We start from the raw sequence: 15,355 nt of genomic DNA, 5'->3' as shown, positions 1-15,355 counted from the left end.
GGGAATAGTCGGCGATTGTGTCGGAGATCGAGCTTGGCCGCAGGGTGCTGGAGCGCTTCCTGCTGGTCCGCCCGATCGCCCGCGGCGGCATGTCGCTCGTCTACGAGGCCGTCGACCTGGAGCAGCTGCGCCCCGCCGCCGTGAAGGTCCTCGCGCCGGCGTTCGCCAACAACGGCCGGGCCGTGCACTCGGCCCGCCGGGAGCCGCTGCTCATGCAGCGGATGCGGCACCCCACGGTGCCGAAGATCTTCGGGTACGGCGAGCTCGACACCGGCCGGGCGACGGTGCCCTGTGTCGCGATGGAGCTGCTCAACGGCGTCCCGCTGACGAAACGCCTCGCCGAGGGGCCACTGCCGTGGCAGCACGCGGTCGAGATCGCCGCGTCGGTCGCCGAGCTCCTCGCCGTCGCGCACCGCCGTGGCATCGCGCACCGCGACCTGACCGCCGACAACGTCATGCTGACCACCGCCGGAGTCAAAATCATCGACTTCGGGCTGGCGGTGCCGTTCGCGCACCCCGCGGCCTCACGCGTCGAGCACGCGCCGGCATGGGACGTCTACGCGCTGGGCGTCCTGCTGTACCAGATGCTGACCGGCCGCTCGCCGCACGCACCGGGCGCCAGGTTGCTGCAGCCGGTCGCCACCCCGGTCCTGCTCGCACCCGGCCTGCCACGCTCCGTAGCGGAGCTGTGCCGCCAGTGCATGGCCAAGCGGCCGGCCGACCGGCCCGAGAGCGCCAGCGTCGCTCTGTCCCTCTGGGCGGAGTTCGCAACCGACTGGCAACACCCCGCCTCCTTCACTGAGAGCTACCGCACACGGTCCGACCACTCTGCGTAGCGGTCGAGTTTTTCCTGCGTAAACGCTCTGTCAGGTCGTTGGGCGGACTTGGTCCGCGCGAGCGCATCCGACCATGCTCACCCATTGTGATTGCCCCTCGGCGCCTCCAAGCTTCTGGAGGACAAGGTGCACGACGGTTGCCAGCAAGGAGCCGCCGGGCACCGCCGGAGAGATAGCCGAGGGGAAGCTGTCATGTCAGGTACGAAGGTCATCGGCGTCATCGGGGCCGGCGGATCCACCGCCGCTTCGCTGCCCGTCACCGGAAGCCCCGTCTTCGCCATCGTCGCCGCAGGTGTCGCGCTCGTCGTCACCGGTGTCCTGATGGTGCGGGCGTCCCGCTTCAACCGCAGCGCCGCCTGACGCATGACGGCGATCCTTCTGGTCGGCTTCGCGCTCCTGACGCTCTGGCCGGCGTACAACCTGGCGCTGGTGGCCCTCACCACCCGCGACTCGGCCACCGCCGGTCGTCGTCGCCGGCGCGATGCCATCGCGCCGAACGAGCACGAGCCGCTGACCTTCTGGATCGTCGTGCCCGCCCTCAACGAGGAACGGGTTGTCGGCCGGACCGTCGGCGCCGCGCTGGCGCTGCAGGGCCCGGCAGGCACGCGCACCAGGGTGATGGTGGTCGATGACGGTTCGGACGACGGCACCCCCGACGTCCTCGCCGCCATCGACCACCCGGATCTGACGGTGCTGCGCCGGGACTTCCCCAACGCCCGCAAGGGCAAGGGCGAGGCGCTCAACGCCGCGTTCCGGGCGATCCGGGACCTGTCCCTGCTGCACGGCGAGGACCCGGCGCTGGTCGCGGTCGGCGTCATCGACGGTGACGGCCGGGGCAGCGCCAACATCCTGACCGAGGTGTCCCGCCAGATGCGCGACCCGCGGGTCGGCGCGGTGCAGACCCGGGTGCGCATCCACAACCGCAACCGCGTCCTCGGCGCCGTGCAGGACCTCGAGTTCGCCGCCATCGCCAACGCCAGCCAGCTGCTCCGCAACGCCGCGGGGACGGTCGGGCTGGGCGGCAACGGGCAGTTCGCCCGGCTGTCGTCGCTGATGCGGCTCGGCGACGCGCCCTGGTCGCACTGCCTCGTCGAGGACCTGGAGCTCGGGCTGCGCATGCACCTCAACGGCGAGCGCATCCGGTACACCTCCATGGCCAACGTCAACCAGCAGGGCCTCGTCGACGTGAAGCGGCTGCTGCGGCAACGCACCCGGTGGGCGCAGGGCAACCTGCAGTGCGTCGGCTACGTGCCGAAGCTGGTCGCCTCCCGGCAGATCCGTAACCACGCCCTGCTGGAGATGCTCTACTACCTGCTCGCACCGTGGATGAACGCCTTCGGCACGGCCGGCGTGTTCGGCCTCTGGGGCTTCGCGATGTGGCGGCTCATCCCCGGCCACGGCGACACCGTCGTCATCCACTCGTGGGCGCAGATGGGGCAGGTCGCACTGTTCTGGGCGCTCGGCATGACCGTCCCGGGCCTCGTCTGGGCCACGGTCCACCGCCTCCAGCTCGGCGACGAGAAGCTCTGGCGGCTGCTGGTCGCCGCCGTCGCCTACCCCTTCTTCCTCCTGCTCGGCCTGGTCTCGACCTGGCGGGCGATCGGCCGGCAGATCAGCCGGCGACAGGCCTGGGCGAAGACCGAACGCCTGGTCGAAGAGCCGGTTCTCTCGTAAAGGACGTCACGCACATGTCTCCCGAAGTCTTCCTCATCGCCGGTACCCGTCCCGAGGCCATCAAGCTGGCGCCCGTCGCCGCCGCGATGCGCGCCGGCGGCCGGCTCGCCCCGGTGCTGGTCGCCAGCGGTCAGCACCCGACGATGGTGACCCAGGCGCTCGACGCGTTCGACGTCCAGGCCGACGTGACGCTGCCGCTGCAGCGGGTCACCGGCAGCCAGCCCGAGCTCCTCACCGCGATGATCTCCTCCCTCGACGCGCTCCTGGAGGAGCGCAAGCCGGCCGCGGTCATCGTGCAGGGCGACACCACCACGACGCTCGCCGGCGCCATGGCCGCGTTCTGGCGGCGCATCCCGGTCGTGCACCTGGAGGCGGGGCTGCGCTCCGGCGACCTGGACTCGCCGTTCCCGGAGGAGGCCAACCGCAAGCTCGTCGGCCAGCTCGCCGCGCTGCACCTGGCGCCGACGGCCCTCGCCGCGACGAACCTGCTCGACGAAAGCGTCGCCCCGGCCAGCGTCCTCATCACCGGCAACACGGTCGTGGACGCGGCCCTGGAGATCGCCGCTCGTGAGATGCCGTTCGAGGACTCCCGGATCGCCGCGGCGGTCGACGCCGCCGCGCACGGCGAGGCCCGGCTGGTCCTCGTCACCGCGCACCGCCGCGAGTCGTGGGGCGAGCCGCTGGACCGGATCCTCTCGGCGGTGCGGCGCCTGGTCGAGGCCTACCCCGACATCCGGGTCGTCCTGCCGGCGCACGCCAACCCCGCCGTGCGCGCCCAGGTCGAGGCCGGCCTCGCCGGGGTGCCGCGGGTCACCATCACCGACCCGCTGCCCTACCCGGCGCTCGCCCGGCTGCTGTCCAACGCCTACCTGACGCTCACCGACTCGGGCGGCATCCAGGAGGAGGCGCCGTCGTTCAAGGTGCCGGCGCTGGTCCTGCGTGAGGTCACCGAGCGCGTCGAGTCGCTGCACGCCGGTTGCGCCAAGCTCGTCGGCACGGACGAGGACCTGATCGTCGCCGAGGCGGCCCGGCTGCTCGACGACCCGGCCCTGCGTGACTCCATGACCGCCAACGGCAACCCCTACGGTGACGGGCTCGCCTCGCACCGCACCGAGCAGGCCGTCGCCGCGCTCCTGGGCCTCGCCGCGCACCCCGCTCCCATGCCGTCCACCGTCGCCGCCTGAATTCGAAGGAATTTGTCCGACATGCGTAAGCTGCTCAGCTCTGTCGCGGCGGTTGCCGTCGCCGCGTCGCTCGCCCTGGCCGTGCCCTCGACCCCGGCGTTCGCCGCCGCCCCCACCGCGACCCGCTCCGGCGCCGGCGCCCCCGGCTCCAACGCCGCGACGAAGACGCTCGTCCTCTACGACAACACCGGCCCGTACTCGTGGCTCGGCGAGGACTACGGGACGATGGCGACGAACCTCGTCTCGCACTTCGGGTCCTGGACCGCGCACCCGGTCGGCAGCTACAAGGCCGGCGAGATGGCGGCGTACTCGGCGGTCGTCTACGTCGGCTCCACCTACGACGAGCCGCTGCCCACCGCGTTCCTCGACGACACCCTCGCGGGCACCAAGCCGGTCGTCTGGATGTACAACAACATCTGGCAGCTGACCGCCCGCTCCGCGGACTTCGTCGCCAAGTACGGGTACACCTGGAAGGGCTACGACACCTCACCCGTGTCGCAGGTCGTCTACAACGGCACCACGATGACCCGGGACGTGCGCAACGCCGGCGGCATCATGGACTACGTCGTCTCCGACCCCGCGAAGGCCGTCTCCGTCGGCACCGCGGTGCGCGCCGACGGCACCACGTTCCCGTGGGGCGTCAAGTCCGGCAACCTCACCTACCTGGGTGAGATCCCGCTGTCGTACATCACCTCCAACGACCGTTACCTGGCGTTCTCGGACCTGCTCTACTCGGTGCTCGCGCCGCAGACCGCCGCCCGTCACCGCGCCCTGGTCCGCATTGAGGACGTCGGCCCCGACGCCGACCCGGCGGAGCTGCGCGCCATCGCCGACTACCTGTCCTCGAAGAACGTCCCCTTCACCGTCGCCGTCTACAGCCGGTACCGCGACCCGAAAGGTGTGAACAACAATGGCAAGGCCGAGGACTACACGCTGCGCCAGCGGCCACTGGTGGTCAGCGCCCTGAAGTACATGCAGAGCAAGGGCGGCACCCTGCTCCAGCACGGCTACACGCACCAGCTCGACGCGCTCAACAACCCGTACGACGGCGTCAGCGCCAACGACTTCGAGTTCTTCAGGGCGCACGTCGACGCCAACGACGCGGTCATCTACGACGGCCCGGTGAAGAACGACTCGGCGCTCAACGTCACCGCCCGGGTCCTGGCCTCCCGCTCCGACTGGGCCCTCGCCGGCCTGAAGCAGCCGACCATCTTCGAGTTCCCGCACTACGCGGCGAGCGCACTGGACTACAAGACGATCAACACCCTGGTCGGCGTCCGCTACGAGCGCGGCCTGTACTTCCCCGGCGTCCTGTCCGGCGGCACCGTCGACAACAGCACGGCGCGCATGGTCGGGCAGTTCTTCCCCTACACCGTCCGCGACGTCTACGGCTCGACCGTCATCCCCGAGAACATCGGCAACATCGAGCCCGAGCCGTTCAACCAGCACCCGGCGGTCCTGCCCGCCGACCTGATCGCGAACGCGAAGACCAACCTGGCGGTCCGCGACGGCGTGGCGAGCTTCTTCTACCACCCGTACCTCGGCACGGCCTACCTGAAGCAGACCGTGGAGGGCATCCAGGGCCTCGGCTACACGTTCGTCTCCGCCGCCGCGATGTCCTGAAGTATTGAGTTGTCAACGGCCGGGTCCCTTCGGGGGCCCGGCTTCTGGCTTCTCCCCTCGCCTGCACAACGGTACGGCGCAGGCGCCCCGGGTGGGGGTGGCGGCCCGGAGCAACCGCGTTGCAGGCGCGGTGCGGCCGCCCTACGTCTCCAGGAGGAGCTCGGGCATCAGGCGTTCGACGGCGTAGAGGTCGTAGACCCGGCGGACCTCGGCGATCAGGCCGGTCGGCGTCACCACCAGGAACTCGGCGAGGCGGAACTGCTCGGCGTCGACCACGCAGTCGTACACGAGCGCGACGCGCTGGTCGATGACGGTGCGGGTGAAGACCGACACCGAGGTCAGCGCGGCGGCGAAGCCGGTGAGCTTCTCGATGAAGTCGCCGTCGGGGTCGAGGTTGGACTCGACCCGGGCGCCGGCGGCCAGCAGCGTGAACAGGGTGCTGGTGCGGCCGGTGGTCCAGGCGGCGACCCAGCGATCGGTGACTTCCTCAACAGCCGTCGCGTCCATCACGCGCCATCCTGCCATGCGGCAAACCCCCGGCACCCCGGGGTTCTCAGGAAAGCGCTTTCCCCTTATCCTCGGGGGCATGTTGCGCATCGATGACGGGCTCGAGCCCAAGGATCTGCTGGCCGCGACCGGGCGGATGTGGGAGCTGTCCGCCGGGAAGATCGACGCGATCGACGCGTCCTGCCCCCCGGGCGGCAGCCAGGGAGCGCCCGTGTTCACCGTCGAGGGGCGGTACACGGCGCGCGGCTGGACCGAGTGGACGCAGGGGTTCCAGGTGGGCTCGGCGCTGCTGCAGTTCGACGCGACCGGCGACCCGCACTTCCTGGAGCAGGGCCGCCGGCACACGTTCGGCGTGATGGCGGCGCACGTCAGCCACATCGGCGTGCACGACCACGGGTTCAACAACGTCAGCACGTACGGGACGCTGCGCCGCCTCATCCTGGAGGGCCGCGCCGACGCCGGGGACCTCGCCTTCGCCGAGCTGGCGCTGAAGGTCAGCGGCGCCGTGCAGGCCGCCCGCTGGAGCCGGACCGCGGACGGCGGCGGCTACATCTACTCGTTCAACGGGCCGCAGTCGCTGTTCGTCGACACCATCCGCTCGTGCCGGTCGCTCGCCGTCGCCCACTCCCTCGGGCACGTGCTGATGGGCGAGCACGACGAGCGGATCGACCTGCTCGAGCGGCTGACGCAGCACGCGGCGAGCACCGCCCGCTACAACGTCTACTTCGGCGAGGGCCGCGACGTGTACGACGTCCGGGGCCGGACGGTGCACGAGGCGCTGTTCAACGTCAACGACGGCCGGTTCCGGGCGCCGAGCACCCAGCAGGGCTACTCGCCGTTCTCCACCTGGACCCGCGGCCTGGCCTGGGCGATGCTCGGCTTCGCCGAGCTGCTGGAGTTCCACGAGTCCGACCTGTTCCGCACCGCCGCGCAAGCCACGTGCGACTTCTACATCGAGCACTCCCCCGCCGACGGGATCCCGTACTGGGACACGGGCGCGCCGGGCCTCGTGCACCTCGACGTCGACGCGCCCGCCGACCCGTACAACGCCCACGAGCCGGTCGACTCCAGCGCCGCCGCGATCGCCGCGCAGGGCCTGCTCCGCCTCGGTCGCGCGATCGGCGACGACCGGTACACCCAGGCGGGGCTCACGGTCGCGAGGACGTTGCTGCAGGAGCCCTACCTGTCGACGGACCCGCGGCACGAGGGGCTGCTGCTGCACTCGGTGTACCACCGCCCGAACGGCTGGGACCACGTCGCGCCGGGCCAGTCGGTGCCCAACGGCGAGTCGAGCATGTGGGGCGACTACCACCTGCGGGAGCTGGCGCTGTACATCGGCCGGCTGGTCGACGGGCCGTACTACACGTTCTTCGGCGACGGGGTGCGGCGGTGAGCGCGGCGCTCGTCACCGGGGCGTCCCGCGGGATCGGCCGGGGCATCGCCCTCGCCCTCGCCGGCGCCGGCTTCGACGTGGTGGTGAACTACGCGTCGAACCTCGCCGCCGCCGAGGACACCGCCGCCGACATCGAGAAGCTCGGCGCCCGGGCCGCCCTCGTCCGTGCGGACGTCGGCGACGCCGAGGACCGTGCAAGGCTCGTGCAGGAGGCGCACGACGCTTTCGGCGGCCTCGACCTCCTGGTGAACAACGCGGGCGTGGCCCCGAACGTCCGCGCCGACCTGCTGGAGGCGACCGAGGAGTCGTTCGACCGGCTCGTCGGCATCAACCTCAAGGGCCCCTACTTCCTCACCCAGCAGGTCGCCCTCCGGATGATCGACGCCGGCGTCCGCGGCAAGATCGTCACGATCTCGTCGATGAGCGCCTACACCGCGAGCGTCAACCGCGGCGATTACTGCGTGACGAAGGCCGGGCTGGGCATGATGACGAAGCTGTTCGCGGCCCGGCTCGCCGAGCACGGCATCACCGTGTTCGAGGTGCGGCCCGGCATCATCGCCACCGACATGACCGGCGCGGTGAAGGAGAAGTACGACAAGCTCATCCTCGCCGACGGCATCACGCCGATCCGGCGCTGGGGCACCCCCGAGGACGTCGGCCGCGCCGTCGTCGCCGTCGCCACGGACCTGCTGCCGTTCTCCACCGGCCAGGTCATCGACGTGGACGGGGGCTTTCATCTGCGGACGCTGTAGCGCGCGCCCGCAGCAGCTCGTGCACCGCCTCGATGTCCGCCGGGGCGGTGCGCGACGCCAGCCAGTACATGACGCCGGTGGGCACGAAGAAGACCTGGAACGCGGCGAGCCCGACGGCGAGGTTCGTCGGCGGCGGGAAGCTGCGCGCGAGCGCGGCGAACACCGCCCCGACGAGCCCGTTCCCGGCGGCCCGCCCGACCCCGTTGACGAGGTTGCCCAGCGAGTACACGGTGCCGCGGTGCTCCGGCGGGTTCACGTCGGCGATCAGCGCGAACCAGTTCGGCGAGTTCGCCGACGTCAGCGCGAGCGCCAGCAGCGCGCACAGGAACGCCGCCAGCAGGCTCGGCGTCGTGAACAGCGCCTCGAGCACCAGCGTCGTCGCCGGCCGCCCGTCCGGCGCGGGCAGCGTCAGCGGGGCGAAGAACAGCAGCACGTACAGCGGCACCCCGGCGAGGATCCCGATCGCGGCGACCTTCGCCCGGCCGCCCTGGTCGCGCCGCTGCCAGCGGTCGCCGATCATCCCACCCACGACGGACAGCACGCCGCCGAGCTGGAAGAGGATCGCCAGGACGCCACCGATCGCGATGGCCTGCTGCTCGTCGTAGCCCTGCGCCTCCGCCTTCGCCTGGAACAGCCGCGGCAGCCAGACGAGGGACCCGAACGCGGCCTGCGCGGTCAGCCCCTGCAGGATCAGCCACACGTTGGTACGGCGGGCGACGATGCCGGGCAGGTCGGCGCGGGAGATCCGGTGCTCGTACTCCTCACCGGCGGCGAACACCGCGGCGAGGTCCGGTTCGCTCTGCCCGCGCCGGATGTCGGCGGTCGTGAAGTACGCGGCGGACGCGAGCACCCCGAGCACCGCGAGGACGTAGAACGGCCGCCGCCAGTCCGCGCCGCCGAGCTGGCTCGCGACGAGGACCCCGGCGAGGGTGCCGACGCCCTGCGACAGCCCCCACAGGCTCATCACGAGGCCGCGGCGGCGGGGCGAGATCAGGTCGCTGACGACGGAGAACCCGACGGAGCCGACCGCGCCGAGGCCGACCGCCGCGACCATCTGCGCGGCGAAGAACGTCCAGTAGCCGCCGGCGAGGACCGTGGCGACCGTGCCGCCGGCCCAGATCAGGGTGCCCGCCATGAGCACCGGCTTCCGGTCGGTCCGGTCGCCGGTGTACGCCCAGCCGACGGCGGCGACCGCGGTCACGAGGTACCCGACCGCGGTCACCACGCCGAGCGCTCCCTCGCCGACGCCGAGGGAGCGGCTGATCGGCGAGTAGAGCGGCGGCACCAGGCTGATCGCCACGTTGTCCAGCGACGCCAGCACGATGAAGACGGCGACGCTGTAGACGCGGTGGAAACTCACCCGCGGACGGTAACCCGTCGCGCCGGCTGCGGCGACGTCAGGGCGACGTCAGCCCGTCTCGCCGGCGACCGCGAACGTGCGCAGCTTCTGCACCGCGAGCGCCGTCATCCCGACGGTGAACACGCCTGCCATGACGAAGCTCACCGGCACCGACACGGACCCCGCGAGCACGTCGGTCGGGGCGAGCCAGTCGACGATCGTCTTCACGTACTGCTGGATGCTCAGCTTCGCCGTGCCGGACAGCAGGTTGCCCAGCAGGCCCTCCCACAGCACCACGTAGACCAGGCCGAGCAGCACCGGCCGGCGGGTGATCACGCTGATCGCCAGGAACAGCGCGCAATAGGCGAGGGCCCCGACGAACGCGCCGACGACGAGGGCGAACGCGAGCGGCGTGGACTCGGCGAGCAGCCCGACGATGAACAGCGGCACGGCGGCGAACCCGCCGGTCACCCCGACCGCCACGGCCAGCTTGGTGAACACGATCTCCGAGCGCGGGATCGGCTTGGACAGGATGTGGGTGATCGTGCCGTCGTCGATCTCGGAGCCGAGCACGCCGGTGCCGACGATGAGCGCGATCACCGGCAGCACGGCGGCGAAGCCGAGGCCGACGATGACCGGCTCACCCCATTCGGCCGGCGGCTCCCCGAAGGCCCGGGCCGCCGCTGCGAAGCCGGCGAGGATGACCGGCAGCGGCACCAGCAGCCAGATCCGGCGGCGGCCGAGCAGGCCGCGCAGCGTGATGCGGGCGATGGTCGGATTCATCAGGCACCCACCAGGTAGGAGAAGACGCTTTCCAGGGACTCGTCGGCGGGCAGCAGCTGCCGCACCCGCACGCCCTCCTTGAGCGCGATGCGGGGCAGCGCCCGGGTGAAGGTGCCGTAGTCGGACGCGCGGACCTGCAGGCCCGTTGCGTCGATGTCGACACCCGCGACGGACGCCTCGCCGATGAGCGCCACCGCGAGGCGGCGGTCGTCGCTGGAGCGGATGGAAAACACGTGCGGCCGGTTGGTCATCAGCCGGCGGATGGTGCGGAAGTCGCCGGAGGCGGCGAGCCGGCCGGCGACCATGACCTGCACGGTGCCGGACACCTGCTCGACCTCCTCCAGGATGTGCGAGGAGAACAGCACGGTGCGGCCGTCGTCGCCCATCTTGTGCAGCAGGTCCATCATGTGGAAGCGCTGGCGCGGGTCCATGCCGTTGAACGGCTCGTCCAGCAGCAGCACGCCCGGGTCGTGCACGAGCGCGGCCGCGACCCGGATCCGCTGGCGCATGCCCTTGCTGTACGTGTCGATCCGCCGGTCCTGGGCCGGCTCCATCTCCACCATCGCCAGGGCGCGGCGGGCGGCCTCCTCCGGGTTCGCCAGGCGGAACAGCCTCGCGCTGGCGACGACGAACTCCTTGCCGGTGAGGAAGCCGTGCACCGCCTCCCGCTCGCTGACGAGGCCGAGCGTGCGGTACACGTCGGGGTTGCGCCACGACGGCGCGCCGTCGACGGTCAGCGTGCCCTTCGACGGGGCCAGGAAGCCCGACATCATGTGCAGCAGCGTGGTCTTGCCGGCGCCGTTCGGGCCCAGCAGGCCCGTGACGCCCGCCCCGAGGGTCATCGTCACGTCGTTGACGGCGACGACGTTGCCGTACCAGCGGGAAACGTGCTGAAGATCGACGGTGCCCATCAGGCGGCCACCTTCCGGTAACGAAGCAGCAGCAGGCTGACACAGCCGGCGAGCACGACGGCGGTGCCGACGCCGTACGCGGGACCGTAGTCGCCGACCGGGACGCCCTCGGGCACCTTGCCGAAGATCCACTGCTCGAGGCCGAGCAGGAGGGTCATCGGGTTGACCAGGAACGCGAGGTAGCTCAGCGCGCTGCCCTGACCACCGATGACGTTGAGGATGCCGACCATCGGCGCGGTGATGATGAACACGCCCACGATGAACGCCGCCGCGAACGCCCGCCGGCCGGTGAGCGACGCGACCAGCAGCGCGATCGACGCGAGGACCAGCGCCCGGATGACCGCGCCGGCGAGGCCCGGACCCATGTCGCCGAGCTCCTTCATGGCGCCGGAGAACCCGTCGGTGCGGGTGAACACCGCCCCGATGTAGATGAGCAGCTGCGGCACGGCGAGCAGCACCAGCACGACCGTCGCCAGGGCCGCGTACTTCGTCAGCGCGTAGTCGGAGCGGCTGAGCGGCCGGCTGAAGTACAGCGGCAGCGTCCGGTCCCGCAGGTCACGGGAGACCAGCTCCGGCGCGACGATCGCCAGGAACAGCATCACCGGGAACGTGATGTTGGCGGCGTACGACCGGTAGCTCATGAGCGGCTCGCCGGTCAGAGACCGGACCGCGATCGCGATGACGGCGACGCTGAGCGCGATGCCGATCACCAGCCACGGGAAGATCTTTGCCTTGGCGCCCCGGCCGATGCCGAACGCGGTGCGCAGGCTCTGCTCGTAGAGGGAACGGTTGGCGTACCAGCGACCGAGCCTCGGGCCCGTGTAGCGCTGGTAGCCGATGTCGTGGATGACGCTAGTTGGCTGCGCCATGGCCGACCTCCTGTGCTGCCGGTCCGGTCGGCCCGGTCACGGACGGGGTTTGGAAGAGCTCAGCGACGCGGTGGCGGCGCTGGTCGAGGCGGTGCAGCGGCAGGTCCAGCTCGGCGACCGCGACGAGGATGCGGTCGTACACGTCGTCGCTGTCCATCGGCACCATGAGCGAAGCACCGTCCCGGGACACCGGCAGGCCCTGCTCGCTGAGCCGGGCGACGAGCTGCTCGACGCCCTCGCTCACCTCGACGGTGAGCACGTCGCGGCTGGTCGTCATGTCCGACACCGTCGCGGAACGCAGCAGCTTGCCACCGTCGATCGCGATCAGCGACGTGCAGATCCGCTCGACCTCGCCGAGCAGGTGCGAGCACACGACGATCGAGATGCCGAACTCGGTGCCGATGCGGTGCACCAGCTCCAGCATCGCGTCGCGGCCGGCCGGGTCGAGGCCGTTGGTCGGCTCGTCCAGCAGCAGCAGGTCCGGGTCGTGCGCGAGCGCCTGCGCCAGCTTGACCCGCTGCTTCATGCCGGTGGAGTAGCCGCCGATCTGGCGGTACCGCTCCTCGTAGAGCCCGACGTGCCGCAGCGCCTCGGAGGCCCGCTCCCGGGCCGCGTTGGCGGGCAGGCCGCTCATCCGCGCCAGGTGGGTCACGTACTCGGCGGCCGAGGTCTCGCTCGGCAGGCAGTCGTGCTCGGGCATGTACCCGACGCGCTGCCGCACCTCGACCGACTGCGTCGCCGGGTCGAGCCCGAGCACCCGCAGCTCACCCCCGGACGGCTGGAGCAGGCCGAGCATGATCTTGATGAAGGTCGACTTGCCGGCGCCGTTCGCGCCGACCAGACCGATGATCCCGGGCTCCACCGCCAGGGAAAGTTCCGAAAGGGCGGTGACGCCACCCCCGTAGCGCTTCGTCAGCGCACGCGTCTCGATGAGTGCCACGACGCCGACCTTACGGACCGTGAACCCTGAGGACTATCCGGAACGCACCTGAAAGCCGCCACCTAGGGGTTCAACCTGAGATTCTCCTCAGCTTCGCTCAGATCCTTCTCAGGTTTCGGTCCCCGGTCCTCCTCAGATCCGGTTACTGGCGGTCGACGTCAGAACGTGGATCTGCCCCTGCACCGCGTCCGGCGCAGCATCGAGTGGGCCGGCCTGATCAGCCGGTCGGTCTCGGTGCTGTGGATCGTCGTGTCCATCGCGGTGATGTCGCTGCCGCCCCTGACGACCATCTGGGTGCTCCCGCTGATCCTCACCAACCTCGTCGCCGTGTACGCGCTGCGCAGCGTCGCTCACCCCCGGTACCGCACACTCAACCCGCTGCTGGTCGCGCTGGATACGGCCACGTGCGTCGGCGCGGTCCTGGCGACCAGCCGCTGGGCCTCCGACGTCGGCCTCTGGCCGATCTTCGTCATCTCCATCGTCATCGGCGCCTTCCGCTGCCAGCTCGCCGGCGCCCTGCTGACCTGGCTCGCGACCGCCGCCGGTGGGGTCGCCCTCTACGTCTGGGCCGACCAGATCGCCGGCCGGCCGATGCCCGCCGACCTCGTCACGATGGCGCCCGCGCTGCACCTGGTCGTCGCCGTCCTCGCCGGCCTGCTGGCCCGGGGACACCGCAACCAGCTCCGGCAGCTCGGCGAGGCCCGAGCGAAGCTGCGCCACCTGGCACTGCACGACCCGCTGACCGGCCTGGGCAACCGCAACCTGCTCGACGAGCACACCCGCACCGCGCTCACCCCCGGCACCCCCGCGTCGGTGCTGGTCCTGGACCTCGACGGCTTCAAGGCCGTCAACGACACCCTCGGCCACGCGGCCGGCGACGAGCTGCTGCGGATCGTGGCCGCCCGCCTGCGCACCCACGCCCGCGAGGGCGACCTGGTCACCCGCCTCGGCGGCGACGAGTTCGTGGTGCTGCTGCCGGACACCCCGGCCGCGGCGGCGGACGAGGTCGCGGCCAGGCTGCGCGCCGCGCTGCTCGACCCGATCACCATCGACGGCCGGCCGGTCCACATCGCCGCAAGCATCGGCGCCGCGACGGACACCGACACCACCCTCGACGCCCTGCTACGCGCGGCCGACGCCGGCATGTACCGCGAGAAGGCGACCCGCCGCCTCCACCCCGTCCCCGCCATGCACGCCGCCTGACGACGTCGGACGCATCAGGCCACTGCGAGGTGCGTGCCCGGCAGTTCTACTGGCACTCTACACACGCTGGAAAAATCGATCTCCGACATCTCGCGCTCCGCAGTCCACCCCGCACCGATCGTGACGTGTCCGTCCCGGCGGGCGTGACGGAGCGGTCCCGGCCGGCGTGACCGGGGGGTGTGACAGCACCGTCGAGGGCGGCGCGGGGGTGGTGCCGTGTCGTATTCTCGGGGCATGTCGTGGTCGCTGACCACTCTGCTCGCCGCGTGGTCCTCGGTGACCTCGCCGGCCGACGCTGTCGCCGTGGCGACGGCGGTGCTCACGGCGCTCGCGATCGTCCTGGCGGCACGACTGCTCACCGGCGCGCCCATGGCGGCGCGGCGGGTGATGCCCGTCCCCGCCCGGGCCCGGTCCCGGCGGGCGCAGCCCACCCGGGCCATGGACCCCGACGCGGCCGGCCGGCCCCGGCCACGCGCGCCCGGACAGCGGTAGTCCGACTCCGAGTCCGACTCCGTTCGTCCACCTCCCGCGCGCCCTCCTGCCCTGCCGACGACCCGTGCGGCGGCCGGCGCGTGCGTGCGCGCGTCCAAGCCGAAGGGCTCCCACCGTGCTGCACCATGTCCTCACCCTGCTCGCCACCTCCACCGGGTCCGTCGCCGCCGCCATCGTCATCGCCACCCTCGCCGTCCGGGCCGCGCTCCTGCCGCTGAGTCTCCGCGCGTACCGCGCCGAGAAGGTCCGGGCCAAGCTCGCGCCGCAGCTGGCGAAGCTGCGGGAGCGGCACGGCAAGGATCCTGTCGTCCTCGCCGAGAAGACCACCGAGCTCATGCGGGCGGAGGGGTCCGGGCCGCTCGCTGGCCTGCTGCCGATGCTGGCTCAGGCGCCGTTCATCTGGCTGCTGTACCGCGAGTTCACCGGCGACGCCGTCCGCGGGCACACCCTGCTCGGTGCCGACCTGACCGCCCGGCTGCTCGACCATCCGGCGATCGCCGCCGGGTGGCTGATCGCCGCCGCGCTCACCGCCATCGCCATCTGGAACGTGCGCCAGTTGCCTGAAGGCTCGCCCGTACTGGTCCGCCTGCTGTCGTTCGGGACTGTGGCGTTTTCCGTGATCACACCCGTCGCGGCCGGGATCTACCTGGTCACGTCGGGGGTCTGGACGGCCGTCGAGCGGGCCGTCGCCCGGCGTTGAGACCGGCGGCCTTTTGCACGTACACGTGCGAAGTTTTTTTCGTTTGTATAAAAGTTCGGTTGCCACTAGCGGAAGGCGGACACGCGTTCTACGCTGCCAAATCAGCGACAATCGGCGATGTCGCCCCCAAGATCGTCACACAATTCCAA

Annotated in this window: 16 protein-coding genes; 10 read left to right on the top strand and 6 right to left on the bottom strand. The window is 71.3% G+C overall.

Annotated elements, in window-relative coordinates; all coding sequences use genetic code 11:
• Positions 1-17: 17 nt before the first annotated feature.
• The 5 genes from ABD332_RS51315 to ABD332_RS51295 all read left to right on the top strand — a co-directional run bounded on the left by ABD332_RS51315 (position 18) and on the right by ABD332_RS51295 (position 5,317).
• Entirely contained in the window at positions 18-836 is an 819-nt protein-coding gene (locus tag ABD332_RS51315) for a serine/threonine-protein kinase (RefSeq protein ID WP_344512911.1), read from the top strand.
• Between the two features lie 192 nt (positions 837-1,028).
• Positions 1,029-1,196, top strand: a complete 168-nt coding sequence (locus ABD332_RS51310; RefSeq protein WP_344512909.1) for an LPXTG cell wall anchor domain-containing protein — start codon at positions 1,029-1,031, stop codon at positions 1,194-1,196.
• A 3-nt stretch (positions 1,197-1,199) separates the two neighbouring features.
• Positions 1,200-2,510 (top strand): glycosyltransferase, encoded by a 1,311-nt coding sequence (locus ABD332_RS51305; protein WP_344512907.1) that lies wholly within the window; start codon positions 1,200-1,202, stop codon positions 2,508-2,510.
• A gap of 14 nt (positions 2,511-2,524) precedes the next feature.
• Positions 2,525-3,694 carry a non-hydrolyzing UDP-N-acetylglucosamine 2-epimerase gene (gene wecB, locus ABD332_RS51300; protein ID WP_344512905.1) on the top strand — a complete coding sequence of 390 codons (1,170 nt, stop codon included), beginning with the start codon at positions 2,525-2,527 and terminating at the stop codon, positions 3,692-3,694.
• Between the two features lie 21 nt (positions 3,695-3,715).
• Positions 3,716-5,317, top strand: coding sequence for a DUF2334 domain-containing protein (locus ABD332_RS51295; RefSeq protein WP_344512903.1), 1,602 nt, complete (start codon positions 3,716-3,718; stop codon positions 5,315-5,317).
• A gap of 141 nt (positions 5,318-5,458) precedes the next feature.
• Here the strand turns inward: ABD332_RS51295 and ABD332_RS51290 are convergent, their stop codons facing one another.
• Positions 5,459-5,842 (bottom strand): hypothetical protein, encoded by a 384-nt coding sequence (locus tag ABD332_RS51290; RefSeq protein WP_344512901.1) that lies wholly within the window; start codon positions 5,840-5,842, stop codon positions 5,459-5,461.
• A gap of 61 nt (positions 5,843-5,903) precedes the next feature.
• Between ABD332_RS51290 and ABD332_RS51285 the strand changes: the two genes are divergently transcribed.
• Positions 5,904-7,217, top strand: coding sequence for a hypothetical protein (locus tag ABD332_RS51285; RefSeq protein WP_344512899.1), 1,314 nt, complete (start codon positions 5,904-5,906; stop codon positions 7,215-7,217).
• Entirely contained in the window at positions 7,214-7,969 is a 756-nt protein-coding gene (locus ABD332_RS51280) for a 3-ketoacyl-ACP reductase (RefSeq protein WP_344512897.1), read from the top strand. The genes ABD332_RS51285 and ABD332_RS51280 overlap by 4 nt, the downstream gene beginning before the upstream one ends.
• Here the strand turns inward: ABD332_RS51280 and ABD332_RS51275 are convergent.
• The 5 genes from ABD332_RS51275 to ABD332_RS51255 are packed head-to-tail and all read right to left on the bottom strand — an operon-like array spanning position 7,929 to position 12,811.
• The gene (locus tag ABD332_RS51275) at positions 7,929-9,329 is read right to left on the bottom strand and encodes an MFS transporter (RefSeq protein WP_344512895.1); all 1,401 of its coding nucleotides are present in this window, start codon (positions 9,327-9,329) and stop codon (positions 7,929-7,931) included. The genes ABD332_RS51280 and ABD332_RS51275 overlap by 41 nt on opposite strands.
• 48 nt (positions 9,330-9,377) lie before the next feature.
• A complete protein-coding gene (locus ABD332_RS51270) occupies positions 9,378-10,091 on the bottom strand; it encodes an ABC transporter permease (RefSeq protein ID WP_344512893.1) in 714 nt (237 codons plus the stop codon).
• Positions 10,091-11,002, bottom strand: coding sequence for an ABC transporter ATP-binding protein (locus tag ABD332_RS51265; RefSeq protein WP_344512891.1), 912 nt, complete (start codon positions 11,000-11,002; stop codon positions 10,091-10,093). The genes ABD332_RS51270 and ABD332_RS51265 overlap by 1 nt, the downstream gene beginning before the upstream one ends.
• Positions 11,002-11,871, bottom strand: a complete 870-nt coding sequence (locus tag ABD332_RS51260) for an ABC transporter permease (RefSeq protein ID WP_344512889.1) — start codon at positions 11,869-11,871, stop codon at positions 11,002-11,004. Before ABD332_RS51260 ends, ABD332_RS51265 begins: the two co-directional genes overlap by 1 nt.
• Positions 11,855-12,811 (bottom strand): ABC transporter ATP-binding protein, encoded by a 957-nt coding sequence (locus tag ABD332_RS51255; RefSeq protein ID WP_344512887.1) that lies wholly within the window; start codon positions 12,809-12,811, stop codon positions 11,855-11,857. Before ABD332_RS51255 ends, ABD332_RS51260 begins: the two co-directional genes overlap by 17 nt.
• Before the next feature lie 165 nt (positions 12,812-12,976).
• Between ABD332_RS51255 and ABD332_RS51250 the strand changes: the two genes are divergently transcribed.
• From ABD332_RS51250 to ABD332_RS51240, 3 genes are all read left to right on the top strand, one after another.
• Positions 12,977-14,014: a diguanylate cyclase domain-containing protein gene (locus ABD332_RS51250; protein WP_344512885.1), complete on the top strand. Its 1,038-nt coding sequence runs from the start codon at positions 12,977-12,979 to the stop codon at positions 14,012-14,014.
• A gap of 234 nt (positions 14,015-14,248) precedes the next feature.
• Complete coding sequence (locus ABD332_RS51245; RefSeq protein ID WP_344512883.1) at positions 14,249-14,506, top strand: hypothetical protein; 258 nt, start codon at positions 14,249-14,251, stop codon at positions 14,504-14,506.
• Positions 14,507-14,621: 115 nt separating this feature from the next.
• A complete protein-coding gene (locus ABD332_RS51240) occupies positions 14,622-15,206 on the top strand; it encodes a YidC/Oxa1 family membrane protein insertase (RefSeq protein ID WP_344512881.1) in 585 nt (194 codons plus the stop codon).
• The last annotated feature ends 149 nt before the right edge of the window (positions 15,207-15,355 follow it).

The sequence above is a fragment of the Dactylosporangium maewongense genome, from assembly GCF_039531485.1.
In the GTDB taxonomy this organism is placed as follows: domain Bacteria; phylum Actinomycetota; class Actinomycetes; order Mycobacteriales; family Micromonosporaceae; genus Dactylosporangium; species Dactylosporangium maewongense.
This window is presented reverse-complemented; position numbering and strand designations above follow the sequence as displayed.